Source organism: Tigheibacillus halophilus (assembly GCF_042683165.1).
Classification (GTDB): Bacteria; Bacillota; Bacilli; order Bacillales; family Amphibacillaceae; genus Tigheibacillus; species Tigheibacillus halophilus.
In genome coordinates this window covers 350,346-375,581 of the sequence record NZ_JBHUIZ010000005.1, presented here as the reverse complement: position 1 = coordinate 375,581, position 25,236 = coordinate 350,346, and the positions used below count along the sequence as shown (strand labels likewise).

Below are 25,236 nucleotides of genomic sequence, written 5' to 3'. Positions count from 1 at the left end.
GAATTAACTGGGGGACTCCCCCAACGCCTGATGACAAAGGATATAAAGGATGAATCTGGAATGTGGGAAATACAACTTAAAGATAGCTTTGCCAAACGTTACAGCAATGGGTATCCACTCATTACGAAAGATACAGTTCAGTCAATGCCTGATCGAATGGAAGAAGGAAGCATTGTTCAACTGACAGATGCAAAAAAAAGATTCATCGGCAAAGGGTATTACGGGATTCAAAATAAAGGGCTCGGCTGGATGTTGACGCAACAACAGGAAGAGACAATTGATGCTGCCTTTTTCAAACAAAAAATCAAAAGCGCTTTAGATAGGAGAAAGTCTTTTTTTCAAGATAACAGTACGGATGCTTTCCGTGTTTTTAACGGGGAAGGAGACGGCATTGGCGGATTGGTCATCGATTATTTTGCAGGAAGCTATCTCATCCAATGGTACAGCCAAGGAATTTTCACTTTCAAATCAATGATTGTTCAGGCACTGGATGCGACAACGGACTATCAAGCCATTTATGAAAAAAAACGCTTCGATACCAAAGGGCAGTACGTGGAAGATGATGATTTTGTCAAAGGAAAGCGACAAACGTTCCCAATCATTATCAAAGAAAGCGGCATGCGGTATGCTGTTGATTTAAATGATGGCGCCATGGTCGGTATATTTTTAGATCAGCGTGACGTGCGACGAACCATTCGGGAGAAATACGCCAAGAATAAACATGTATTGAACACTTTCTCCTATACAGGGGCATTTTCTGTTGCTGCCGCTCTGGGGAACGCTGCGAAGACGACAAGTGTGGATCTTGCGAAACGAAGCAAACCGAAAACAATCGAACAATTCAGCGCCAATGATATCGATTTCGAAAAACAGGATATCATTGTCATGGATGTTTTCGACTATTTCAAATATGCCCGCCGAAAAAAACTACTTTTTGACTTGGTGGTACTCGATCCCCCAAGCTTTGCCCGTTCCAAAAAAAGGACTTTTTCCACCGCCAAGGACTATCCTATGCTGATGAAGGAGGCTATCAGCATCACAGAAAAACAAGGTATCATCATTGCTTCCACAAATAATGCCTCCTTCGGCATGAAAAAATTTAAAGGATTCATTGACAAGGCATTTCGTGAAACAAACACACGTTATACTTTTTTGGAGCAATTCTCCCTGCCAAATGATTTCCGTACCAATCCCCATTTTCCGGAAGGGAACTACCTAAAAGTTGCTGTGGTAAAAAAAGAAAGCTGACTTTTCTACCTTGCAGCCATGCAGACACAGGGGCTGCCCCTATCGTTGCATGGCTGGTCAAGCCTTCCGCGGCCAAATGAAATAAGTCACTGAAATACCATTGTCAATCAATACGATAATCCCCCAATATTTCAGTGTATTCCAGAGTTCCGCTGTTTTCCCGCTATCCCCTATACAGAGAATCATTCCCAGCAGCATAGCGCCGCCGATTACATAGGCGAGGACATGCAGCAAGGAGCCTTTCATGCTATGTATGGCATAGTCCATACCTGCTTTTCGCTCCGGCTTGGGCCCCTGGCGTTTGACATAATACAAAAATCGTTCATCTGCCCACCGGATCATACTTTTTCCATAAACGACAGAAATAGCAATATACAGTGGTGCAATACTGTGTGCAATGGTTGCTGTTGCACCAGAATAGATGTCGATACTGGTTACAATCAAAAGCGCAACATCGACTAGTGGAGTCATGGCTAAAAGAAACAGCCCGATCCGCTTTTGATTGAAAATATATCTGGTAACCAAACCGGATATGATAAAGATCCAAAATCCAATTTCACAAGCTACAATTGTCCATGCTACAAAGTTCATTTTTTCCTCCGCCTTTTGAATGCCGCAATGATTAAAAAAATCCATATTTCTTGTTTTTTATTTTCCGATAACTGTCACAAAGGAACAAACAGATGATTGCTTAGATTGTATATTCCATGCAATAGAACACAAGCGTAAACAGAATCCGTTTTGTTTCTTACCCAGCCGAATAAAAAACCGATGGCGATCGCAAAAATCATTTGCCCCAATCCCCAAAGCATGTTGAAATCGGCCCCAAGCATTACGTGCCATACAACCCCTGGAAGGAAATGAATGAAACCAAAGCCAATAGAAGCGATCCATATCCCGAATTCCGATTGAATGAATCCTCTCCAAAACAGTTCTTCGCCAAAAGCAACATAGATCAGCTGGAAAAAGACAGTCGTCCATAATGGGATTTGAAACCCCAACGGTCCTTCCGTAAAAAAAGCAATACCTCTTGTTGTAAACAAAAAAAGACCTGTCAGCAGAGCGTACCATCGTATCCACTGTTTCCATAAACCTGCATGCACCCCGAAGCATCCGAGATTTTTCCCACTCCATCCCGCATATATTGCAAACAGAAAATAATTCGCGGCGATTCCGATATAATTCCAGTTCAGATTCTCGCGCTGCCATTCCATCAAACTCCGTGTACCAGCAGGGATGAAATATGGAAGCTGAAGCAGCCCGATAAGCGCTAGTATCCAATACAATGCGCGCGTTTTTTTCCTCACTTGCTTCCCTCCGTCTCCACCAATGATACAGCACGTGTTTTTAAAAGAAATCAGCGAAATATGTTTGTCTTTCTGGTATTAACCATTCCAATTCTCTTACTGAGGCTTCTGATCCTTGAATCAAACCAAGGCGATGAAGTTCCATCGGGCGGGCAAAGCCGAACAGGATTTGCGTGAGCTGCTGGACCTTCATATGTATGTCTTCAGCTGTAATGTGACCTTCTTTCGTGAAATTAACATATGTATCTGTATCACGTTTTTCTATCACATAGCTACCACTATTCTCCGGAAGGAATTCATCCGCTACAACCAGTTGCACTGCGTGCGAGCCTTTGGCAAATGAATATTCTTTCAAAAAAGCAGGAATATCTACGATTCGGGCCATGAAATAGGATTGTATTTTTTGCTCCAAAACCGGCTTTTCCAATAATAGTGAAAGCGGCTCGTTCTCTGGTACGGTCAATTCCACCTGTGCTGCCATCGAATCATGATTGGCAATGAATTGGAGCAGCAGCTTCCATCCATTCATGGATGTGTAAGCAAAATCCACTATTTCCAGCTTATCCTTTTGCACATGATAAATAATGTATCCTTCTGGTTGATTGCTATCATTATATGCGGCAGCAATATGAAAATCCTGGCGAAGAATACGTTGCTGCCACCATTTCTCATCACGGGTCATCATCCCATTATATTTCTTGGCATACCCGGTATAAATGGCGTGTAACAGCGGAATATCCGTGCTTATTCGCCGCACATACCCTCTGCCTTCCCAGTTTTGCCGCATGCCTTCCATCGGGATGGTACATTTTCTCTCCATGAAACAGAGCTCCCAGCCGAATTTACGATAAAAGGGAACCGAGAAGGGATGAAGGTATGAAATCATCTGTCCGTTTTTTCTCATGTACTGCAAAGCATGGTGCAGCAGATGCTTCACCATTCCTTGTCTCCTGTATTCAGGCCAAGTCGCCACCGCACTTATCCCGCCCATGGCAAAAGGCTTCTCATTTAGATAACAAGTCAGCGGAATCAGATGAACTTTTGCTGCTATTTTAGCATTGTCATCCATCCACCCCCAAATAGTGTGGCGGGATGCTTCCTCTTTTTTCTTTTGCAATTCTTCTGGTGAAAGCTTATACTGGAAAGCGAATTCAGAAAGCTGAAAAATTTCATCGTAATCCTCTGCATACAATACTTTGATTGGCTTCATATTACTTCCCCCTAAGATCACTCTTTTGTCAAACACGAGATCTGCCGCCACAATGAGTGCTGCTGTTAAAAATTCAGACAATCCTGCCAATGTAATAGAGCTGACAATCTCATCTACGTTATGTACCAGCAGCCATTAAGCAAAGCTAGACGAACAGAATCCATTGTATATTCTTACGGCGCTGTTGTTGTAATCCACCGTTGCAAACAAAACGACCTTTTCAGAATATCAAAAATGATACCGATCAGGAAGGCAATAACTGCCACAAAGCGTGTTTTGCCCAGAATGTTCAGATCTTCGAACGGTTCATCTTCTCCGCTCACGAGAAACAATCCTCTCCTCTAATCAAAATGGATCGTTCAAGAGGTGTCAGTCATTTGGAAATAGTTTAACAGATAAAGAGTTAACCGTAAATCTGCAAAACTACCTGACACCAAACCAAGTAGTTGGTTTTAAAGAAACATCGGATATGTTTTCATTTTTTTATTCGGCAACAGAGCGTGTAGTGAAATGAAGTTCTTTTCAACCAGCTCTTTTCAATATTCAACTGGAATATCGGCTTTCAATGCCTGTATGTTCGTATGCAACATACACAATGCAACTTTCCAGCCTAGCACTTTAACGTGTTAGTCCAGTGTGGTGCCTTCTGCAAAATAGTTGACGACAAAATCTTTGAAGCGTTCTGCTGCGGGAGATAGATATCTCCCCTCAATCCACGCCATTCCCAGTGAGCGTTCACACATTGGTCTGGTGACTTGCAGACGGGTGATTTTATGAAAATCCAACCCTTTGACGTCAGGTATAAGCGACACACCGAGCCCAGCACCAACCAGCCCGGCAAGTGTGTGAATCTCCTCCCCTTCGAAGAGAATTTTTGGACGCATCCCTGCTTCCTGGCAAAAGTAATCTGTCATCTGTCTCAGGGAGTTTCCTTCTTTGATGGCAATAAAATCCTCACCAGCTATTTCATCCAGTGTGATATGTTTGCGGTTTGCCAAAGGATGGCCCAAAGGAACAATCACGAATAATTCTTCACGCCATAACCTCTGCCAATTGATTTTCATGCTGGATGCAATCGGTGTCGTCAAACATAAGTCGAAAGCCCCCGCTTCCATTTGCTGAATGAGGGCATAGGAGTTGTTTTGCGTGAATTGGAAACTTAACCTGGGATACGCCGCCCGAAACGCACCAATCAACTCCGGGATCTTCTCCGTCCCCAAGGTGTGTAAAAATCCAAGCGACACCTCCCCGCTTTCCGGATCGATCAAATCTCTTATTTCCTGTTTACCTTCCACAAATTCCTCTAACATACGATAAACCCTTTTTAAAAATAGCTCGCCGTAGCGATTCAGCAGGATGGTCCGTCCTTTACGCTCAAATAGCGGAACCCCGAGTTCCTCTTCCAAGCGTGACATGGAGCGGCTCAAGGCCGGCTGGGAAATCGATAATTGCTCAGCAGCTCGCGTCATATGCTGCAGTTCAGCGACCGTTTTAAAATAGGATAGTTGCTGCCATTCCACTTAGCATCACTGCCTTTCCAGCCAGAGAGGTTGAATCTTTGGCTTCTTTCAATTCATAACCAATATGCATGAAAACAATGAAAATAATGCATTATACATTTGGTTTATTACGTATTATAATAATACATAGATCCATAAATGAAAAGATGTTGGCGGTATGTATTCCGTTTGCGGCAGGAGATCATATGCCGCTTTTTAATTTGGAGTGATTTAGATGGAAAATAATTATGTTCAAAAAGGCACCGCAGCCTTTCGCAGAGTGAATCTCGCTTTGTTTATCGGAGGTTTTGTCACTTTCGCGAACTTGTATGTCGTGCAGCCGCTTATGCCGGCTTTTTCTGATGAATTCAATACGACACCGGCTGTGGCCAGTCTGACATTATCAGTCACAACAATATTTCTGGCTATTGCGATGCTGTTTACTGGTTCGCTTTCAGAGTCCTGGGGTCGCAAAGGCATGATGGAAGCCAGCGTCATTGCGGTCTCTGTATTGGCGATTGTGCTTGCATTCGCACCAGGTTTTCATAGCATGCTTGTGCTAAGAATCCTTCAAGGTATTGTTTTCGCTGGCCTGCCCTCTATCGCCATGGCCTATCTGGGTGAAGAAATCGAGCCTTCCAGCCTTGGGATAGCGATGGGTATTTATATTAGCGGCAACACCATTGGCGGTCTGAGCGGCCGGGTCATCACCGGAACTGTTGCTGACTTTTTTGACTGGCGCACTGCATTGATCGTTATGGGAATCATCAGCTTAATCGCCAGCCTGATTTTTTACTGGGCGTTGCCGAAATCAAAACATTTCCAGCCAAGGCGGCTGCAAATCAAACAACTGATCAAATCCATGGGCAGCCATTTGCGTAACCCTGCATTGCTTTGCCTGTACGGAATGGGTTTTCTGTTGATGGGAAGCTTTGTCACGATGTATAACTATGTGGAATTTCAGCTTGTGGCCCCGCCCTTCTCTTTAAGTCAAACACTCGTGGGATGGATTTTCATCATTTATCTCGTAGGTACAGTCAGCTCGACATGGTTCGGTAATTTGGCCATGAAACATGGCCGGCGCAGCATGCTCATGCTTGGATTATTCATCATGTTCGTTGGGGCCCTGATCACGCTTGACACGAACCTATTCATTAAGATTTTCGGCATGGCAGCATTCACGTTCGGATTTTTTGCCAGCCATTCCATCGCAAGCGGCTGGGTCGGTTATCTGGCCGGTCACGACAAAGCTCAGGCCGCATCATTATATCTGTTCTTCTATTATTTCGGTTCAAGCGTAGGCGGAACTGCAGGCGGTATATTTTGGACCGATTTCGGATGGGAAGGCGTCATCGCCATGATTGCCGGTTTTATTTTGCTGTCATTTATACTTTTGGTATTTTTATCTAGAACCGTAACGTTGGCAAAACAGGAAGGGACCCTGGTTTCCCGATAACGTGCACTCATGCCTATACTGACATGCAGGTACTGCATTTGGTTTGTCCCTACAATTTTTAGCAGTGGGCAATTCAAACGCAAGCAGCATCAGTTAGACGAAGTATCTCTCAAGCTGCGCCTGCATCAAAAATCTGGTCAAGCTAAATCTCTGTATTATGTCATGTTCTGCAATTTTTTTCATAATAATGGTATAGAAAAGGCTGGTATAAAACAGAAGGGAGAGAGTTGACATTAGCGATAATAAAAATCATGTTAAGAAAGAAGATAATCTGATAAAGAAAACTTCCCAGGAAGCAACCGATCTTTTTGGGAATGTCGTGGACACATCCGGAAAAATGGTTAAATCGGTTTCGGGTGAGGGCGGCCTTGTTGGAAAAGCAGCTGATGCTTCAGGCAGAGTACTTAAAGGCACAGCCAAAAAAGCCAACGAAGTGATTGGCAAAACTTCGGAAGCGCCAGGAAAATTCTACCGCAATGCCAAAGGTCATTTTAAACACAAAAATTCCCAGGATGATACGGATCAGAAGAACTGAGCCTGTACCGTTGGACTCAGTGTCCACAATCAGAGAGCTACATACATCCTTTGCAAAAGCTGCGTACTCAGATTTCAGTTTGGGTGCGCTGCTTTTTCTTTATTCTTTGTTTACAAATGGACTGTAAAAGCTGTAAAAAACAAATTACAGTTTTTTTATCAATTAAGTCTGCACCATTCTTAGCGATGCCGTGGTTTTTAGGGACTTAGGGGTTTGAGCCAGGAAGACTGTATGTTTCCGGTAGAACGTGACACAATTATTGGATAAAGCGTGTATTTCTACAAACAATAACATCAGTTCATACATTGGAGTGATGGAATTGGAAAAAAATCTGCAGCAGAAACAAACAAACATAGGACAAGAGGATACACTAACGACCAGACAGGGGCATCCTGTCACAAACAACCAAAACATTCGCACAATCGGCAACCGCGGACCAGCAACACTTGAGAATTATGATTTCATTGAAAAGATTAGCCATTTTGACAGAGAGAAGGTGCCTGAGCGCATTGTCCATGCGCGCGGTGCTGGTGCCCATGGATATTTTGAAACATACGGAACGGCCGGCGATGAGCCCGTATCCAAATACACCAGAGCCAAAGTATTTCAGGATAAAGGCAAGCAAACTCCTGTCTTTGTCCGCTTTTCTACAGTTGTCAATGGTAATCACTCTCCCGAAACCGTACGCGATCCACGGGGGTTTGCTGTGAAATTCTATACGGAAGACGGAAACTGGGACCTGGTCGGAAATAATATCAAAATATTTTTCATCCGTGATGCCATGAAGTTCCCGGATATGATCCATGCCTTCAGACCGGATCCTGTAACCAATATACAAGACAGCCAGCGTTTCTTTGACTTTTGCGCCAATTCGCCTGAATCCTTCCATATGGTCACTTTCATCTACTCCCCTTGGGGAATACCCGCGAACTATCGCATGATGCAAGGTTCTGGGGTCAACACATATAAGTGGGTCAATCAGGATGGAAAAGCAGTCCTCGTAAAATATCATTGGGAACCAAAACAAGGAATTAAAAATCTCACCACAAAGGAAGCAAATGAAATTCAGGCTGCCAATTTCAGCCATGCCACACAAGATTTATACGATGCCATCGAGAGAGGTGAATACCCGGAGTGGGAATTATTTGTCCAAATCATGAGCGATGATGATCACCCAGAATTGGATTTCGATCCGCTGGATGATACCAAATTATGGCCAGAAGATAAGTTCCCTTGGCTGCCTGTCGGAAAAATGGTATTGAACAAAAACCCGGAGAACTATTTCGCTGAAGTGGAGCAAGCTGCTTTCGGCACGGGAGTACTGGTGGACGGTCTTGATTTCTCCGATGATAAAATGCTGCAAGGCAGGACGTTTTCCTACTCAGATACACAAAGATACCGCGTTGGAGCGAATTATTTACAGGTACCGATTAACGCAGCTAAAAAATATGTCGCGACAAATCAGGAAGGAGGCCAATTACGCTATGAAAACGATAAGGCACCAGGACAAAATCCGCATGTGAACTATGAACCATCATCACTGGGCGGGTTAAAGGAAGCTGAGCAGACAGGCAAAGAATATACGCCGCAGGTTGAAGGAAAACTTGTGAGAGAATCAATCGACCGGCAAAATAATACCAAACAAGCCGGGGAAACATACCGCCGTTTTGAGGATTGGGAAAAAGATGAATTGATCAGCAATCTTGTCGGTGATTTATCACAATGTGTTAAGGACATCCAAGACAAGATGATAACTCTCGCCGAGGAGGCAGATGAAGAATATGGCCGGCGTTTGCGAGAAGGCTTGGCCAATACCAAAAAGGATGGTTCCAGTATGAACCCGCTAGGAAATAAAGACGCAGAAAAAGCCCCTGAACAAGCTATCAAAAAAGGACACGATGCAGAGCCTTATTAAATATAAAGTCGAGCGATACAAACCCCGGTACATGTAAAAAGTGGAGCGGTACTATCTTGACATGGACCGTCCAACTATTCTTTATCTAGCATAGCACTCCAGGCAACTAGAGTTCCATCCCAAAAAGTTCCGATCACCGATCGGAACTTTTATTTTTGGTTATGAATGCTACCATTCCTGCTTGCCTGCTCTACTGCGGTCTGACTGTGATTTCATTGACATTGACATAATCAGGCTGGGTAAGCGCATATACGACCGCATTTGCGATATCTTCTGCCTCTAGTTTCTTTCTGCCGTTACCCCAGGAGCTGCTCCCGCTTAAACGAGTGTCTACCATGCCTGGAGAAATATTAGTCATCCGCACCCCCGTCTTCGCCAATTCTTTTTCCAATCCGGCAGAAATGGCGCGTACGGCAAATTTCGTCGCACTGTATACTGTGCTTGTTTTGGTCACCTCAAACCCGGAGACAGAAGCGATATTGATGATATGACCAGCTGATTTTTCAAGCATGGCTGGCAGCACCGCATGCACACCATAGAGCACCCCTTTGATATTGACATCAATCATTTGCTCCCACTGTTTTACTTCACCAGAACGAACAGCTCCTGCAAGCATCTGTCCGGCACAATTGACGAGCACATCGGTTTCACCGAAAGCTTCATTCGTCCGTTTAATGAGATTATCCACGTCTGCCTGCTTGCCGATGTCTGTCTTGACGGCTAACGCTTTGCCATTGCTCTGCTGATTAATGGTATTCTCCAGTTCTTGTAAACTTTCCAATCTACGGGCAGCAAGAACAACTTGCACCCCCTCGCTGGCAAGTTTTTCTGCAATCGCCTTGCCAATTCCGCTGCTTGCCCCAGTTACAATTGCCGTTTTCCCTTCTAATTGCATATTCAAAGCCTCCTAATTTGTATATCTTGACCTCATTCTATCAATTGTCATTTATCAAAAACAAATCCTATAAATTTATATCCCATGAAAGCAGCGCCCTTCTTAAAAATGTCTATAAAAATGTCTTTAGGAAAACAATTTGCATAGATTACGTCCTGAGGCAATACAGACACTTATAACAGCATAAAGATGCAAAGCTTCCATCCCCTTTTTGGGAATAGTGCTTCTTAAACCCTGGACCATGCGTTTAAGATTTTGAACAGGATACGTCAATCAGCCTGGTCATGTAATTTATCCTTTATAATATTGCCATCATAATATCGGTCAATTTTCAATCCGTTCTTCGTATCTATAACAGTCATCTGCCCCTTCATTTTCACCTTATCGATCTCATTTCCTGCCCGATCCGTAAATATCAATGTGAAGGAATGGTCAAAATCAAGTGAATTACTTTCTTCTTGATTACCATCATATTTATCTAACGCAATACTTTGTACAGAAATTGTATTGTTTTGTTTATTTGCTACTTGTTTTGGCAAAAGGAAGAATCTGGTAGCTGCCAGATTCGCAAATTCCTTTTTCGTAAAGTAAGTTGAAAACCTATTTTGCACATCATTTATTAATTCAATATTATCAAAATCAAAATCGGGATCATCCACAGTATATACTTCTTTAAGGAATTGCTCTCCAAGCTTCACCGCATCGCTCGTAAAATTTGGGGGAGCGTCTCTGTTTTCACAAGCAGCAACTATATATAGAAGCACAAAAGAATAACACAATAAAACGAGCAGCCTTCTCATCCGAACACCCCTTCAAATTCCTCCAAATAATGCAAGTAAAGGCATCACCGATAGTTGTTTCCGTGTATAAAACCATCCATTTCTGATCCAAAAAAACCGCTTATAAAATATACGAACGAGAACGAAAAACGTTTCATTATTCTAATAGTAATCCAGGTTTGAGAACATAGAATTGTAGGCTTCGAAATTTCCATCCCTTTATCTAGGAATCTGTGTTTACTATACAATTCCAAGTGGAAAATAAAAAGTAGATGGGAGTGAAGGAAATGAAATTATTTCAAAAGAAAAGCATTCTGACCATGATGATGTCCTTGGGGCTTGTGCTCACGGCTTGCGGAAACCAAGCGGGCAGCAGTGCCAGTGATGACAACGCCTCCCAAACACAGACTAACAGCCAACCCGTCAAAAATTCAGACAGCAATTCTGACAAAGGGGCATCCAAAGATTTGAAACAGTACTCGAAAGACCCTGATAAAAATGATCCTTCTGAAGGTGACTTTGATATTGTCGGAAAACTCGTCAGCGAAACAGACGGAGAGCTGATATTAAATATAAAAGGTGATAAGATAACGATTCAAAAGAAATCTTCTTTTGACAAGGATATGAAAGGTTTCAAACGTGATTTGAAAGGAAAAATGGTCGATGTGGAGATTTCTACAAAGAATCAGAAAGCCGAAAGTTTGAAACCGACCCGTCAGACCCGCGCAGACCAGGATGGTGTGTTCAAAAAAGAGGATGACGGCAAGAAACTTGTTGGCAAGCTCGTTTCCGACAAGAAAAATGAAATCACTGTCCATGTGAAAAGCGGTGACAAAACGTATCAGAAATCCGAAGACTTCGAAATGGATAAATCTGCGAAAAAAGATAAGATCAATGGAAAAGTCGTGCAACTGGATATAGATGAACATGGAAAGGCAGAAAAACTGAAATACAGCTGGGCAGATCAGGCATAACGAAAGCAGCCGCTCATCTCTTATGAGATGGTTGGCTGCTTATACATATCAAACTTCATTGCTTTTCTTCCTGTAGTTTAAGAGATTCTTCTTTATGGTTGTGGTACAACGGATTATCCGGATCGGCCGCAATAGCCATTTCAATCGCATCAATCGCCTCCTGATGCCTCCCTAATGCTCGCAAACTGTTGGCCAAATGGAATGCAAAATCATAACGGTCCGGTTGCATGTCCAGCAGCTTCTCCATTACTGTCACCGCTTCTTCATGTCTGCCGAGTTCGCGCAGATAATTGGACTGGTGGTACCAGAAGAAAATGCTGTCACCTTTTGCCGCTCCTTCCTCAAACATTGCCAGTGCCCTGTCCGGTTGTTTCAACGAACGCAAGCAGTTTGCGATATAAAAATAGAATTCCGACGCCTGCGGATGACCTGTAAGTGCCTTTTCAAACCGATTCATAGCCTCTTTATAACGCTTCAATACCATCAGAAAATGTCCACTATAGAAAAGAAAGTCTGGATTGTCCGGTGTCTTATGCAGAGCCTGTGTCATGAGCTCCAGTGCTTTCTCAAATTCATTTTTCTTCGCGGATGCTTTTGCCTGTATCATTTCTGCTGACTGCTCTATCTTCTCACCTTTTAGCATCCGAACCACTTTATCCTGGCCAAGCGCCTCGGCATGTTGTACAGCTGTCAGGTGCTTTCTATCGGCAAGACCGATATTGGCTCCGGCATTAATCAGTTCTTCAATCACATCGGTGTATAACCGTCCGCCATTTCCCAAAATGACTGCTTCCAGCAGCGCAGACCAACCTAAGTAATTCACATGATTTACCGGAACCCCTGCATCCAAACATACTTGGACAGTACGCAAAAATCCTTTTTCTGCAGCTGGCAGGAGTGCCGTGCCTCCGAAGCGATTAACATCGGCTTTATCCGCTCCGGCAGATACCATCAGATTCAAAATATCAAAAAAACCATTCGCACCAGCACAGATGAATGGGGACAACTGTGTATGATCTTTGACATTGGGATTACTCCCAGCCTTCAGCAGCAATGCTGCTGCGTGTATCTGATTATTTTGCGTTGCCGCCATCAATGCTGTTCTGCCGAAAACATCTTTGAAATCTACTTGCAATCCTTGCTGAAGCAATTGCGCCATTTGTTCTGTATCTCCGGTTTCACTAAAGGCAATCAGCTGTTCTTGCAATTTATTTTTCTCCATTGTTGTGACCCTCTCTGAGTTATTAAATTGAAATGTTTGCTGATGGAGATCAGCAATTTCTTACCATCAGCATAAATGCAGTCACACTTCCTGCACGGCTATTCTCAAACCCCCTCACATGTTGAAAACCTGCTTTTTCATAGAGTTTTATTGCCCGCTGGTTAAATACAGCGACACTCAAGCGGAGCATATTTGGCTCGTATAAGTGTTTCGCAAACACGATGCCTGACATTAAAAAGGCCAGGCCCAGCCCCTTTCCCGTCCGATCAGGATGCATGCCAAGGCCGATATCCAAAACTCCATGCCCCTTGTACACTCCCGCACGCCGCACGCCGGGAACTTGAGCATTTTCCCCAAAGCAGAAATAACCGGCCAATTCACCTGCCCTGTCGTCCGCTTGAAAATATGTGCCATCCAGCAGCTCCTGTATGGTTTCTTCATCATCTGTCATATTATACAGTTGATAAGGTGTCTCATATGTCCACTTGATAATTTCATTAGCAGACTTCGATGTCATTGGCTGTATGTCGTATGTTTGTCCCATTTTTCCGCCCCCTTACCTCCAAAATACCTTGCTATATCTCCTTATTCTGTTGCGTTACCTTCTTCATAAAGCGGATCCATTCCCGTGCTGCAAACGAAAGATACCGTTCTTTGCGCCAGACAATCCCCAGATTCCATGGTATCCCAGGGTCTACCAACGGAATCATTGCTACGTCGGCAGGATTCATCTGTCTGCAAATAGATTCTGGCAGCAAGGCAACCCCAAGGTCAGCTCTCACCATTTCACCGATGAAATCCCATTGCGAGCTTTCGTAGATGATATTCGGACGAAACCCTGCCCTCTCACACTCATCTATAATCCGATCATGTAAAGTGAAATCCCTGCGAAACAGGATAAAAGCCTCCTCCTTCAAATCTTTCAGCCGAACCGCTTTTTTATACCGTAAAAGATGTTTTGCGGGAGTCACCAGCATAAGATTTTCTTCAGCAAAAGCATAACCATCAAACTGTTTTTCATCTACCGGTAATACGACAACCCCCAAATCAAGCGTACCGTTTTGGACGGCACTTTCAATCTTCACTGCACCATCCTCCACAACGTGCAGCTTGATATTCGGATATTTACGATAAAAAGCCTGTATGATTTTTGGGAAAAATCGCGCCCCCACCATAGGCGGCAGACCGATATGCAGCTCCCCTTTTTTTAGTGCCATCAGATCGTCAAGCTCAGAGGATAAGTTCTGATAAGCCCGGAGCATGTGCTGTGCCTGTTCCAAAACCACTTTTCCTGCATCTGTCAGCTGTACGTGTTTGCGAGAGCGGTCAAACAGCGTTACGCCGAATTCCGTTTCAATGCTGCGTACCATTTTACTAATGGTCGGCTGTGAAACGTACAACTTCTCCGCGGCCCGAGTGAAATTCCCCTCCGTTGCAACAACCATAAAGTACTTCAAATGCTGCATATCCATTTTCTACAAACCCTTTCATGCCTTTTTCAAATCATAGCCATTCTAAACATTCATTTTACCTATTGTACCAAGCTTTGTATACTTAACACGTTATCATTTTTTAGAAGGTGTCATATTGAAGAAATTATGTATCAGCATGGGGCAGGTTTGCCTGCTTTGGTTATTTGCAATCTTCATGAATAAATTAGCGGAGTGGCTTCATCTCGCTGTGCCGGGAAGTATCATCGGATTGGTTCTTTTATTTGTTCTGCTGCAAACTGGACTCATCAAACTGAAATGGATAGAAATCGGAGGAAGCTGGCTCGTCGCCGAATTGCTTTTGTTTTTCATTCCATCAGCCGTGGGTCTGTTGCAATATCAGGATATACTCATGTCTAATGGTTGGAAAATCATTATGATCATATGTATCAGTACTTTTCTCGTCATGGCTGGTTCCGGTTTTCTTGCGGAAAAACTGACGAAACGAAAGGAGATGCGTTTAAAGTGATAACCGGACTGTCTTTTATAGTACTCACACTTGGTTCCTATTGGGGAGCTAAACTAGTGTACAAAAAATGGAACATTCCCTTCTTCTCTCCACTTTTGATTGCCCCGTCAGCAATTATTGTCGTTTTGCTTGTCGGCGGAATTAGCTATGACAGCTACAATGCCGGAGCAAAATGGCTCACAGAAATCCTTCAGCCTGCTACCATCGCCCTCGCTATTCCACTTTATCGCTATTTTCCTGTATTGAAAAAATATTTGCGGGAAATTTTTATCAGTGTTCTGTTTGGTTCAACACTTGCTGTGATGGCATCATTTTCACTGGCAGGGCTGGTGCATTTGAACAAAGGACTGATCAGCAGCATCATCCCCTACTCTGTCACCACCCCAATCGCGATGGGGGTATCTGAAAAGATTGGCGGCATACCTGCCATTACGGCTGTTTTCGTCATATTGACTGGGATTACAGGCTTGATTCTCGGTCCTTGGACGATTCGTATGTTTCGCTTTCACAGCGATATCGCCAAGGGTATATTGCTGGGTACCAGCTCCCACGGCGCAGGCACCTCCAAAGCACTTGAGCTTGGCAGCATTTCGGGAGCTGTATCCAGTGTATGCATGGTGCTTGCGGCAATATTAACGTTTGTTATTTCACCTTGGATTTATATGCATGTTTTTAGTTGAAATTTTCACATCAAAATGGGCATACATGCTTCAAAGCTACCGTCCCCCCTCTGGAGCAATGGACAGTCGGATAACCTATATGTTTTGTAGGCATAATGAAAAAAACTTATAATGAGTATGTATGTCAAATTGCCATCAATTAAAGGGGGAATTTTTTTGACTGCGGCACACAATCAAACGACATTAAAACTGCCAAGTCCTTCCGAAAGACGGGAAGCATTGGAAAAACAATATCCAGAATGGCGGCGGCATACAGTCGCTGATCATTTTGCACATATAAACCGAAATTACCAGCAAAGACCGTTTATACATATATCTGATACGTCTATTACCTATGGTGAAACATGGGAGCAAGCGCGTTTTTACGCCAAAGCTTTGTTGCAACTAGGCGTGAGACGCCGCGACCACGTCGCGATACTGATGGAAAATGATATCGCATATCCCGCACTGATGATTGCTGCATCTCTTGTCGGAGCAGTTTTTATTCCGGTTAACACGATGCTTGGCAAGGAAGAATTGGCATATATTCTATCACAGTCAGACAGCCGATTCCTGTTCATGCATCAAGCAATCAAAGGAAAACACCCGGCCGAAACAGTCAGCAACCTGCTGGATGACTCTGATTTTTGTGCCAATAGCTTGTTGGAACATATTATTTACATTGAAAATGGTGATTTTGCAGCAGATAAACGATTCATTTCTTGGCAATCCTTTTGCCATGGTGCTGGATCAATCAGTGATGAGGTGCTGAATCAACGCTGGCAAAATTCAAGCTATCCTGACGAGGTGGCTGCATTAATCTATACATCCGGGTCCACCGGCAAAGCGAAAGGTGTCATGCTGACGCATGATATGTTGCTGCGCTGTTCTTACAGCACTTGTATGAGCAGAGCGATAGAAGATGGCCGCACTACGTTTGCAGCTTTGCCTTTTTACCATTGCTTCAATATCATAGAAGGCATTTTCGCAATGTCTTTTGTCGGCGGGTCACTCATTGCACCGAATACATTCACTCCTTTGTCCGCACTGCAAATGATGGAAAGGTACCGGGCAAACGACTTTCTTTGTGTCCCATCGATGCTCGTACCATTATTGAACCATCCAAGCGTATCAGCTTTTGATTTATCACAACTTTTTGCAGTATGGTGTGGTGCTGCACCAGCACCAGGTCCAGTTTGGAAAAGAGCAGTCGAACTTCTCGGCTTGACAGAGATTCTGACGGGTTATGGACAAACGGAAGTCACCTCTTCCGGTGTAACAACAGAGCTTGGGGATCCTATCGAACGTATCACCACACGTGTCGGAAGGCCAAAACTTGGTGGCGTTTGCGGTCTGCCTGAATTCAATGGCAGCACCGTCCAGTATAAAACGATCGACCGTGATACAGGTGCAGATCTGCCTGCAGGAGCAGTAGGTGAACTTGCCGTAAGAGGAAATACGGTCACACACGGTTATTACAAAAAACCGGAAGAAACCGCCCATACCATCGACAAAGACGGTTGGCTGCGCACCGGAGACGTGGGCAGAATCGATGAAAATGGCTATATCGAAATGCTGGGCAGGAGTAAGGAAATGTACAAGGTATCTGGCGAATTGGTAGCGCCTAGGGAAGTGGAAGAAGTAATCATTAAGCACCCTGCAGTCAATCAGGTGTATATTGTCGGAGTGAACGACAGCGTTACAACCGAAGCTGGCGCCGCTTTTGTAGAACTGAAAGCAGATCAGCATTGCACACGGCGCGATATCCTCAGCTGGTGCAGTTCTCGTATTGCCCGTTTCAAAGTTCCCCGCCATGTATGGTTCGTTTCTGAAACAGACTGGCCGTTGACCAGCACCGGAAAGGTGAAAAAACTGCGTTTGCAGGAAATTGCGGAGAAGAAGCTGACCGCAATGAAAAAGAATAGGGAGAGAACTTCTAAGAAGTAAAGGAGCGAATGGAAAATGAAACAAACTTGGCATCAGGAAAAAATGCGCGTACATTATAAAGATACAGATCAAATGGGGGTTGTCCATCACGCCAATTATGTCACCTGGTTTGAAATCGGCCGAACAGAGGCAATGCGCCAGGCAGGTATGGCCTACAGCAAAGTCGAAGAACTTGGACTGATGTTGCCGGTTGTCGACGTAGAAGCGTCTTATCATAAGCCTGCCCGCTATGATGATCAAGTCATCATTTTTACCAGCATCACAGAACTCTCTCCTGTTCGTCTGCGTTTCGCTTATGAAGTACGCAAGATTTCCGATGAAAAACAAGATAACACCGCCATTGAACCCTATGGCGAGCTGCTCACCAGCGGGACCACATTACATATGTGGGTCAATCAAAAGTGGCGTCCGGCACGCATCGATAAAAAAGCCCCGAAAATTTATGCACTGCTGCAGGAGCTTACTGCCTCACAAGATGCAGAAAACGATTAAGTAGAATTTCCCGTGGTAATCCCGACAGTGTATACGGGAAGTCCTTCTTTTAAAGCCCGGCGTGAAATATTTTCTAACTGGTTCTACCGGTCATGCAATCCTTTTCCATCGAGGATCTGCTGCATATATTTTTCAACCCTTGACTCCCTTGTTTTGGATTGTTTGGCAGCGCCAAAATAGAGAAGGTATGCTCTTTGCCGCCCCGGTGTCAAAGATGCAAAAGCAGTTTTCAAAGCAGGGATTTCGTCTAACTTCTTTTGAAATTCTTCAGGAAAAGCAGGCTCTGTTTGCCGCTTAAAATTCACTTTCAAGCCTGCTTTTTCCACCTCTATGGCTTCATGAATATAGGCTTTCAAAAAGGGCGCCATGTCCAATATTTCTTGCGCACTGGTGAAACGAATTTGCCTTGCCGCCTGTACATTCTCCGTTTGTTGGGTGAGAATCCCATGGGAGTCTTTCAATAAAGCACCTTTGTGAAACAAAAGCGCACAATATGCTTTAAAACCATGTATCAGCACTATATTCTTTCCCTTATACGTATAACAGGGATGCATCCATTTAAATTCTTCCGTCAACCCACAGCCACGAACAATCTCCCGTAATATCTCAGATTCCTTTTTCCACCTTTTGGCTTTACCTACATATTCGTCCACCTTGGAATTCATGCCTGTATTTCCGTTTTTCATCTTCCTTCCCCCTTTCATGTCTATCCATAGTATATACAAATATAGATTAATAATAAATTGCTTGCTGTGCCTCGAATAGATGAATAGATGTTCAGCAGGAAGCTTATAGTTACTTTTTGTATGTATATATTATATAATTACCTTGTGAAAGTTAATTCGAGAGGAAGATACCCATGTCTACAATGGAAAAATACCGCATCGATCCAAGCAAAGGCTTGGAATTCGGCATCTATACACTTGGCGATCATCTGCCAAATCCGTTAACCGGAGAAAGAATCCCTGCCCAGCAGCGCGTACAGGAAATCATTAAATTCGCTCAACTGGCTGACCAGGCAGGTATCGATTTTTTTAGCGTTGGAGAAAGCCATCAGGAATATTTCGCTACCCAGGCGCACGCCGTTGTTCTATCAGCAATTGCCCAAGCAACATCTCACATAAAAATAGGCAGTTCATCCACCATTATCAGCACATCCGATCCTGTCCGTGTCTACGAAAACTTTGCCACGATTGACCTGCTGTCTGACGGACGCGCTGAAATTATCGCTGGCCGAGCTTCCCGTATAGGATTGTTCGATCTGTTGGGGTATAATGTACGTGATTATGAAGCATTATTTGAAGAAAAGTTTGATTTGCTTTTGCAGCTCAATGAACAAGAGATTGTCAATTGGAATGGAGAATTCCGTGCACCTTTGAAAAACGCCCAAGTCCTTCCGCGTCCAAAAAGTGGCTCATTACCAGTTTGGCGGGCTGTCGGCGGCACACCAGCCAGTGCAATCAAGGCAGGTTATGCTGGGGTGCCAATGTTCATGGCTCACCTTGGAGGGCCCGCGACCATTTTTAAGCAGACGATTGACGCTTATCGTGAAGCAGCACGGCGAAAAGGATTCAATCCAGCAGATTTGCCTGTGGCGACTGCAGGATTCTTCTATGCTGCAGATACCACACAGCAGGCATTGCAGGAAACCTACCCATTCATTAACGAAGGTATGAAACGAACTAATGGGCAGGGTTTTTCCAAGCAGCTTTTTGCGCAAGGCGTCGACCCGCATCATATTATGAATATAGGCAGCCCTCAGGAAATCATTGAAAAGATTCTCTATCAGTATGAAACATTCGGTCATCAACGCTACATTGCACAAATGGATTTTGGCGGCGTGCCATTTAATAAATTGGAGAAAAACATTGACCTCATCGCAACGGAAATACTTCCTGCGATCAGGAAATATACAGCCCAAAAATAGGATGTGAAGAGAATGAAGATTGTCGGACTTTCCGGCTCGAACATCGGAACGAAAACAAGAACTGCAATGAATATCACCATGGACACGGTGAAGGAAAAATATCCCGATGCAGCATCAGTACTGCTCGATTTAGCTGATTATAATATCCAATTCAGCGACGGCCGCAGTTATCTGGATTATGAAGGGGATACGAAATATGTTGCGCAGACTGTCATGGAAGCGGACGCTCTAATTATCGGAACACCAATTTTCCAGGCTTCTATTCCAGCGACATTGAAAAATGTATTCGATTTGCTGCCCGTAAATGCATTTCAGGATAAAGTCGTCAGTATGATCATCACAGCAGGTTCCCCAAAACATTTTCTGATTGCCGAACAACAGTTGAAGCCGATTTTGGCTTACATGAAAGCACAAATTGTGCAAACCTATGTATTCATCGAAGAGCGGGATTTTTACCGCAAAGAAATCGTCAATGATGACGTCCTTCTGCGTCTCGATCGTCTTGTGGAAGATACCGCAGTTTTAGCCGAAACCTATACACATATTCGCCAAGCAAAAGAAGCGGAATATGGTTTTTAATTGGATTAGAAGGTTATTAAGCAATGCCTCAGTGGCAGCTTGATAGCCTTTTTTGTATGGTTGACATTTCAGTTATTTGATAAGATTTCTCCTTATGGAGCCATGTTACCTTCCTTAAACTGTAGCCCTCGTGCATGGTATTTGTCCGCAAATATCACACCCACATATAAAGTACCTAAAGTAAGACTATCAGATATGATAATGCATACGCTTGCCAGCCCCTCAAATAGGCAGAAATGTCTCTGCAGATTCATTCACCTGTTTATCAGCGGTTCGATTGGACGTTTTAAATGAATGATTTCAAGGTATGGAATAGTAATTTACGTCCATTGGAGGAGAAGTGAAAAATGGTTGCTTTTGAAAGCATCGTATCACATGTATCGGATTTTTTAATGACATATATTGTTTCCATGTTCTTGATTTTTACTGGCCTTCTATATACGATCAGACTGAAATTTTTCCAATTTCGTTTTTTTCCACACATCATTCGCAATACGATAGGGAAAATGTTCCACCGTAATAAAAAAGAAGGTACCATCACTCCTTTTCAGGCCTTTACCTCGAGTCTGGGGACCACTGCAGGCGCAACGAACATTGTCGGTGTAGCGATAGCCATTGCGCTTGGGGGGCCTGGTGCGCTTTTTTGGATGTGGGTAGTCGCTCTCATTGGCATGGCGACAAAATATGCCGAAATTGTCCTTGGTCTTCGCTATAGAGAACAAAACAAGGAAGGTGAATGGGTCGGAGGTGCGATGTACTATATTAAAAAGGGACTTGGCTGGAAACCATTGGCAAACCTTTTCGCTTTTTTTCTAATGCTGGAAATCTTCGCAAGTACGATGGTGCAGTCCAATTCCATTTCTACACAATTGGAAAGCGCATTTGGCTTTAATAAAGTTATTGTCGGTATTTTTCTTGTCATTTTAATAGGGATCATCGTGGTTGGGGGGATCAAACGAGTCGGAAAAGTTACCGATAAATTAGTTCCATTCATGATTCTGACATACATCATCGCAACGTTGACAGTGGTCATCTGGAACTATGATCAAGTACCACAGATGTTCGCACTTATCTTCAGCCATGCATTTACTCCGATTTCAGCAACCGGCGGGTTCGCTGGTGCAGGTATTGCTGGCGCGCTGCGCTGGGGACTCGCCCGCGGTCTATATTCCAATGAAGCTGGAATGGGAACAGCACCTTTTGCTCATTCCGCAGCACAAACAGACCACCCTTCCAAACAAGCAATTTGGGGAATGTTAAGTGTCTTTATAGATACTGTCGTCATCTGCTCGCTGTCAGGATTTGCTGTATTATCCACAGGTGCCTGGCGGGATGTGGCTCCTTCCAAGGCTTCCAGCATGGTGGATATCGCCTTATCAACCATTGTGGGAGATTTTTACGGCAGCTTGTTTATAGCCGTTTTCCTTTTCTTGTTCGTCATCACGACAGTAATGGTCATCATCTTTTACGGTGAAAAGCAAGTAGAATACTTGTTTGGACTCAAGGCCGCCAAAACAAGTCGTTTTATATATCTCATTGCCGTTTTCATAGGAGCCATTGGCGGGCTGCAGTTGATTTGGCAATTTCTGGACTTGCTGCTTGCGGCCATCACGCTAATCAACGTGGTTCCTCTGCTGCTCTTGAATAAAGAAGTACGAGACATCACGCAAGATTATGTCGATCGCGTCATCAGGCACAAGAACCATGAACCCGTTATCAGCCTGTTTGCGGAAAAACAGAAAGCAGAATAAAAAGCCAGGGGGCTGTCCCCTTGGCTTTCCTCAACGCAAAACGATAATACATGACCCGACTTCTGTGTCATCCCACAGGAAAACCAACTGGTCACCGTCACTTAGCGGACCGACCCCTGCCGGTGTACCTGTGAAAATGATGTCTCCCGCTTTCAGCCCAAAATGGCTGGCAATATAGCGGATTTGTTCATCCAAATCAAAAATCATGTCACGAATACATCCCTCTTGCACTTTTATCCCATTAAGCAGGAGAGAAAATGTTTTTTCGTTGCACTGCTCCACTCCTGGAAACGAAAAAAAGTCACTGATGATAGCCGATTGTGGAAAACCTTTCGCAAGCAGCCAAGGATGCCCGTTTTCCTTCAGTTTCTGCTGGACATCTCGTAATGTCAGATCCAAGCCTATTGCCATTTCATCGACCAAATCATCTACTTGCATTTCTGGTTCAAAATCTCTCCCCATCTTGATAACCAATTCCGTTTCATAATGAACAGCCCCCTGGCCCGATGGCAATGCAATTGATTGTCCATCTGCTGCAGCCAAGGCATGTGTCGGTTTTGAAAAAACAACCGGTTTATCTGAACGTTGATTGTGCAGCTCTTTTATATGCTTTTCATAGTTTCGGCCAATGCAAAAAATATTTTGAGTCATTTTCTTCACACCCTTCCCACTCCCTATCAATTATAGTCTCTGTATTAATGCTATATTAACACGGCCCTTCTAGTTTATGGAATTTTCACCCTCACAGGCTATATGTATCTGCAAAGAAATTCCTATAGTGAAAAATATATCAATGGAGGGGACACCGAAGCAGCTGACATAAAGTTGCCTGACCTTCCAAACACAGCTTTGGCTTTTGCAAAACAATATTTTTTAAAAAGTATTTGACAATTCCTGCGGATTGAGATAATATTAATCTCAATTCTTACAACAACAACTACATAGCAACACAATTTCTTATCAAGAGAAACCGAGGGATGGGCCCTATGACGTTTCGGCAACAGGTTCAATTTGAATACTGTGCCAATTCCTACAAGCATACATGCTTGAAAGATGAGAACCGGATTGTTTTTCATAATTGAAGAGCCTCCTTTTCTTATCTGTCACGATAAGGAAAGGGGGCTCTTCTATTTTCTGCAGAAAGCCAGATTGCTGACACCCGTTGTTTGTGAGGAGGAGTAAACATCAGGAGGTTTATACATATGATCGCATTCGAGAATGTTTCCAAGACATTCCGCCTGGAAAAACGGGAAGTCCAAGCAGTCCGCGATGTGACGCTGACAGTCGAGGAAGGCGAAATATTTGGCGTTATCGGTTTCAGCGGTGCAGGTAAAAGTACCTTACTGCGGCTGGTCAATATGCTGGAGCGCCCGACGAAGGGAACTATTACCATACATGGAGTGGATATCAGCACGCTGACACCGAAAGAGTTGCGTCAGAGGCGACGCAATATCGGGATGATTTTTCAGAACTTCAATCTTTTCCAATCCAGGACAGTTGCGGGGAATATCGCCTATCCGTTAAAGCTTGCTGGCTGGACAAAAGCGAAAATAAAGGAGCGAGTCAATGAGCTGTTGCGTTTCGTCGGTCTTTCTGACAAGGCCACGGATTATCCAGACCAGTTATCTGGGGGACAAAAGCAGCGAGTTGGCATTGCAAGAGCGCTTGCGACATCACCTGACGTGCTTATATGTGATGAGGCAACGTCGGCACTTGACCCGGAGACTACTGCTGAAATTCTCCGGCTGCTGAAAAAGGTGAATAAAGAATTCGGTATTACCATATTGCTGATCACGCATGAGATGTATGTCATCCAATCCATCTGCCACAGGGTGGCCGTCATGGAAAACGGCCAGGTAATTGAAACCGGCGATGTATTTGATGTATTCACTGACCCGCAGCACAGCACGACGCAACGCTTTATACAATCCGTCCAACAGGATCTGCCGTCACCGCATATTTTGCAGGACTGGAGGGCCAAAGGCGGTAAGAAATTATACAGGGTTCTTTTCAAAGGCAGTATTACCAACGATGCCGTACTTTCCCAAGTGACGCAAAAGCATTACATTCATTTCAATATCGTGTACGGTTCAGTCAAAGAGCTTCAGGAGAAGCTTTTCGGCAATCTGCTCATCTCATTTGCCGGGGATGCCGATCGCATTCATGACGCACTGAATGAACTAAGACAATTAGTAGATATCGAGGAGGTGACTGATCTTGAAGGTTGATTGGACAACATTTTGGCCACGGGTGACAGAATCTACTGGTGAAACGCTCACCATGGTCATTTTCACGCTACTATTTGGATCGATCATCGGCATTTTAATCGGCCTGCTGCTATTCGTCACACGGGAAAAGAACATCTTGGAAAATAAATGGGTATTTCAGGTGCTGAACATACTGATCAATATCATCCGGCCGATTCCATTCATCATTTTCCTTGTTGCCATTTCTCCGTTGACAAGGTTAGTGGTCGGTACCACTATCGGAACAACCGCAGCGATTTTTCCGATGACGATCGTTGCCAGCTTTTCCATAGCCCGGGTAGTTGAAAACAATCTGGTCAGTATTGACCCAGGCGTGATCGAAGCTGCACAGGCAATGGGAGCAAGCCCGCTAAAAATTATTTTTACCGTCTTAATTCCTGAAGCATTAGGTCCACTTATATTGGGACTGACCTTCATTTCGGTTAGCCTGATCGACTTTTCTGCTGTGGCAGGAACGGTTGGCGGCGGCGGTCTCGGCCACTTGGCCATGACATATGGATACCAACGTTTTGACAGTAGTGTCATGCTGGTGACAGTCATCATTTTAATCGTACTCGTCCAGCTGGCACAGTGGGTTGGGAACACGTTATCCAAAAAATTCATGAGAAGATAGCA

Annotated in this window: 26 protein-coding genes and 1 riboswitch; of the genes, 14 read left to right on the top strand and 12 right to left on the bottom strand. The window is 44.0% G+C overall.

Going from position 1 to position 25,236, the window contains the following annotated elements:
* Positions 1-60 precede the first annotated feature (60 nt).
* Complete coding sequence (locus ACFSMW_RS08110; protein ID WP_390354618.1) at positions 61-1,248, top strand: class I SAM-dependent rRNA methyltransferase; 1,188 nt, start codon at positions 61-63, stop codon at positions 1,246-1,248.
* Positions 1,249-1,305: 57 nt separating this feature from the next.
* On the opposite strand, the gene ACFSMW_RS08105 is transcribed toward ACFSMW_RS08110, so the two are convergent.
* From ACFSMW_RS08105 to ACFSMW_RS08085, 5 genes are all read right to left on the bottom strand, one after another.
* Complete coding sequence (locus tag ACFSMW_RS08105) at positions 1,306-1,839, bottom strand: hypothetical protein (RefSeq protein ID WP_390354616.1); 534 nt, start codon at positions 1,837-1,839, stop codon at positions 1,306-1,308.
* A gap of 74 nt (positions 1,840-1,913) precedes the next feature.
* A complete protein-coding gene (locus ACFSMW_RS08100; RefSeq protein WP_390354614.1) occupies positions 1,914-2,555 on the bottom strand; it encodes a CPBP family intramembrane glutamic endopeptidase in 642 nt (213 codons plus the stop codon).
* A gap of 40 nt (positions 2,556-2,595) precedes the next feature.
* Entirely contained in the window at positions 2,596-3,765 is a 1,170-nt protein-coding gene (locus tag ACFSMW_RS08095; RefSeq protein WP_390354612.1) for a GNAT family N-acetyltransferase, read from the bottom strand.
* 173 nt (positions 3,766-3,938) lie between these two features.
* On the bottom strand, positions 3,939-4,088 hold the full coding sequence (locus tag ACFSMW_RS08090; protein ID WP_390354610.1) for a hypothetical protein: 150 nt from the start codon (positions 4,086-4,088) through the stop codon (positions 3,939-3,941).
* 303 nt (positions 4,089-4,391) lie between these two features.
* Complete coding sequence (locus ACFSMW_RS08085) at positions 4,392-5,285, bottom strand: LysR family transcriptional regulator (protein WP_390354608.1); 894 nt, start codon at positions 5,283-5,285, stop codon at positions 4,392-4,394.
* A 214-nt stretch (positions 5,286-5,499) separates the two neighbouring features.
* Here ACFSMW_RS08085 and ACFSMW_RS08080 point away from each other — a divergent pair, with 214 nt between their 5' ends.
* The 3 genes from ACFSMW_RS08080 (at position 5,500) to ACFSMW_RS08070 (ending at position 9,170) form a co-directional block, all read left to right on the top strand.
* Positions 5,500-6,720: an MFS transporter gene (locus tag ACFSMW_RS08080; protein ID WP_390354606.1), complete on the top strand. Its 1,221-nt coding sequence runs from the start codon at positions 5,500-5,502 to the stop codon at positions 6,718-6,720.
* A 337-nt stretch (positions 6,721-7,057) separates the two neighbouring features.
* Positions 7,058-7,255 carry a hypothetical protein gene (locus tag ACFSMW_RS08075; RefSeq protein ID WP_390354604.1) on the top strand — a complete coding sequence of 66 codons (198 nt, stop codon included), beginning with the start codon at positions 7,058-7,060 and terminating at the stop codon, positions 7,253-7,255.
* Positions 7,256-7,568: 313 nt separating this feature from the next.
* Positions 7,569-9,170, top strand: a complete 1,602-nt coding sequence (locus tag ACFSMW_RS08070; RefSeq protein ID WP_390354602.1) for a catalase — start codon at positions 7,569-7,571, stop codon at positions 9,168-9,170.
* A 190-nt stretch (positions 9,171-9,360) separates the two neighbouring features.
* Here ACFSMW_RS08070 and ACFSMW_RS08065 read toward each other — a convergent pair whose 3' ends face one another.
* Together ACFSMW_RS08065 and ACFSMW_RS08060 are read right to left on the bottom strand one after the other, a co-directional pair.
* Positions 9,361-10,065, bottom strand: a complete 705-nt coding sequence (locus ACFSMW_RS08065) for an SDR family oxidoreductase (protein ID WP_390354600.1) — start codon at positions 10,063-10,065, stop codon at positions 9,361-9,363.
* 269 nt (positions 10,066-10,334) lie between these two features.
* A complete protein-coding gene (locus ACFSMW_RS08060; RefSeq protein WP_390354598.1) occupies positions 10,335-10,865 on the bottom strand; it encodes a hypothetical protein in 531 nt (176 codons plus the stop codon).
* A gap of 266 nt (positions 10,866-11,131) precedes the next feature.
* On the opposite strand from ACFSMW_RS08060, the gene ACFSMW_RS08055 reads away from it, so the two are divergent.
* Positions 11,132-11,818 carry a hypothetical protein gene (locus ACFSMW_RS08055; RefSeq protein ID WP_390354596.1) on the top strand — a complete coding sequence of 229 codons (687 nt, stop codon included), beginning with the start codon at positions 11,132-11,134 and terminating at the stop codon, positions 11,816-11,818.
* Positions 11,819-11,873: 55 nt separating this feature from the next.
* Here ACFSMW_RS08055 and ACFSMW_RS08050 read toward each other — a convergent pair whose 3' ends face one another.
* The 3 genes from ACFSMW_RS08050 to cidR are packed head-to-tail and all read right to left on the bottom strand — an operon-like array spanning position 11,874 to position 14,512.
* Positions 11,874-13,040 (bottom strand): tetratricopeptide repeat protein, encoded by a 1,167-nt coding sequence (locus ACFSMW_RS08050; protein WP_390354594.1) that lies wholly within the window; start codon positions 13,038-13,040, stop codon positions 11,874-11,876.
* Between the two features lie 49 nt (positions 13,041-13,089).
* Entirely contained in the window at positions 13,090-13,584 is a 495-nt protein-coding gene (locus ACFSMW_RS08045) for a GNAT family N-acetyltransferase (protein ID WP_390354592.1), read from the bottom strand.
* 31 nt (positions 13,585-13,615) lie between these two features.
* Positions 13,616-14,512 (bottom strand): cidABC operon transcriptional activator CidR, encoded by an 897-nt coding sequence (gene cidR, locus ACFSMW_RS08040; protein WP_390354590.1) that lies wholly within the window; start codon positions 14,510-14,512, stop codon positions 13,616-13,618.
* A 115-nt stretch (positions 14,513-14,627) separates the two neighbouring features.
* Here cidR and ACFSMW_RS08035 point away from each other — a divergent pair, with 115 nt between their 5' ends.
* The 4 genes from ACFSMW_RS08035 (at position 14,628) to ACFSMW_RS08020 (ending at position 18,097) form a co-directional block, all read left to right on the top strand.
* Complete coding sequence (locus tag ACFSMW_RS08035) at positions 14,628-14,999, top strand: CidA/LrgA family protein (RefSeq protein ID WP_390354588.1); 372 nt, start codon at positions 14,628-14,630, stop codon at positions 14,997-14,999.
* Positions 14,996-15,679, top strand: a complete 684-nt coding sequence (locus ACFSMW_RS08030; RefSeq protein ID WP_390354586.1) for a CidB/LrgB family autolysis modulator — start codon at positions 14,996-14,998, stop codon at positions 15,677-15,679. The genes ACFSMW_RS08035 and ACFSMW_RS08030 overlap by 4 nt, the downstream gene beginning before the upstream one ends.
* Positions 15,680-15,835: 156 nt before the next feature.
* A complete protein-coding gene (locus ACFSMW_RS08025) occupies positions 15,836-17,605 on the top strand; it encodes a class I adenylate-forming enzyme family protein (protein ID WP_390354584.1) in 1,770 nt (589 codons plus the stop codon).
* Positions 17,606-17,620: 15 nt separating this feature from the next.
* The gene (locus ACFSMW_RS08020) at positions 17,621-18,097 is read left to right on the top strand and encodes an acyl-CoA thioesterase (protein WP_390354582.1); all 477 of its coding nucleotides are present in this window, start codon (positions 17,621-17,623) and stop codon (positions 18,095-18,097) included.
* Between the two features lie 83 nt (positions 18,098-18,180).
* Here ACFSMW_RS08020 and ACFSMW_RS08015 read toward each other — a convergent pair whose 3' ends face one another.
* A complete protein-coding gene (locus tag ACFSMW_RS08015) occupies positions 18,181-18,783 on the bottom strand; it encodes a YdeI/OmpD-associated family protein (RefSeq protein WP_390354580.1) in 603 nt (200 codons plus the stop codon).
* A gap of 182 nt (positions 18,784-18,965) precedes the next feature.
* On the opposite strand from ACFSMW_RS08015, the gene ACFSMW_RS08010 reads away from it, so the two are divergent.
* The 3 genes from ACFSMW_RS08010 to ACFSMW_RS08000 all read left to right on the top strand — a co-directional run bounded on the left by ACFSMW_RS08010 (position 18,966) and on the right by ACFSMW_RS08000 (position 22,354).
* Entirely contained in the window at positions 18,966-20,024 is a 1,059-nt protein-coding gene (locus ACFSMW_RS08010) for an LLM class flavin-dependent oxidoreductase (RefSeq protein ID WP_390354776.1), read from the top strand.
* A 12-nt stretch (positions 20,025-20,036) separates the two neighbouring features.
* The gene (locus tag ACFSMW_RS08005) at positions 20,037-20,603 is read left to right on the top strand and encodes an NADPH-dependent FMN reductase (protein WP_390354578.1); all 567 of its coding nucleotides are present in this window, start codon (positions 20,037-20,039) and stop codon (positions 20,601-20,603) included.
* 347 nt (positions 20,604-20,950) lie between these two features.
* Entirely contained in the window at positions 20,951-22,354 is a 1,404-nt protein-coding gene (locus ACFSMW_RS08000; protein ID WP_390354576.1) for an alanine/glycine:cation symporter family protein, read from the top strand.
* Between the two features lie 30 nt (positions 22,355-22,384).
* On the opposite strand, the gene ACFSMW_RS07995 is transcribed toward ACFSMW_RS08000, so the two are convergent.
* Entirely contained in the window at positions 22,385-23,005 is a 621-nt protein-coding gene (locus ACFSMW_RS07995; protein WP_390354775.1) for a fumarylacetoacetate hydrolase family protein, read from the bottom strand.
* 303 nt (positions 23,006-23,308) lie between these two features.
* Positions 23,309-23,414, top strand: a riboswitch (SAM riboswitch).
* A 142-nt stretch (positions 23,415-23,556) separates the two neighbouring features.
* On the opposite strand from ACFSMW_RS07995, the gene ACFSMW_RS07990 reads away from it, so the two are divergent.
* Positions 23,557-24,582, top strand: coding sequence for a methionine ABC transporter ATP-binding protein (locus tag ACFSMW_RS07990; protein ID WP_390354574.1), 1,026 nt, complete (start codon positions 23,557-23,559; stop codon positions 24,580-24,582).
* Entirely contained in the window at positions 24,572-25,234 is a 663-nt protein-coding gene (locus ACFSMW_RS07985; RefSeq protein ID WP_390354572.1) for a methionine ABC transporter permease, read from the top strand. The genes ACFSMW_RS07990 and ACFSMW_RS07985 overlap by 11 nt, the downstream gene beginning before the upstream one ends.
* The last annotated feature ends 2 nt before the right edge of the window (positions 25,235-25,236 follow it).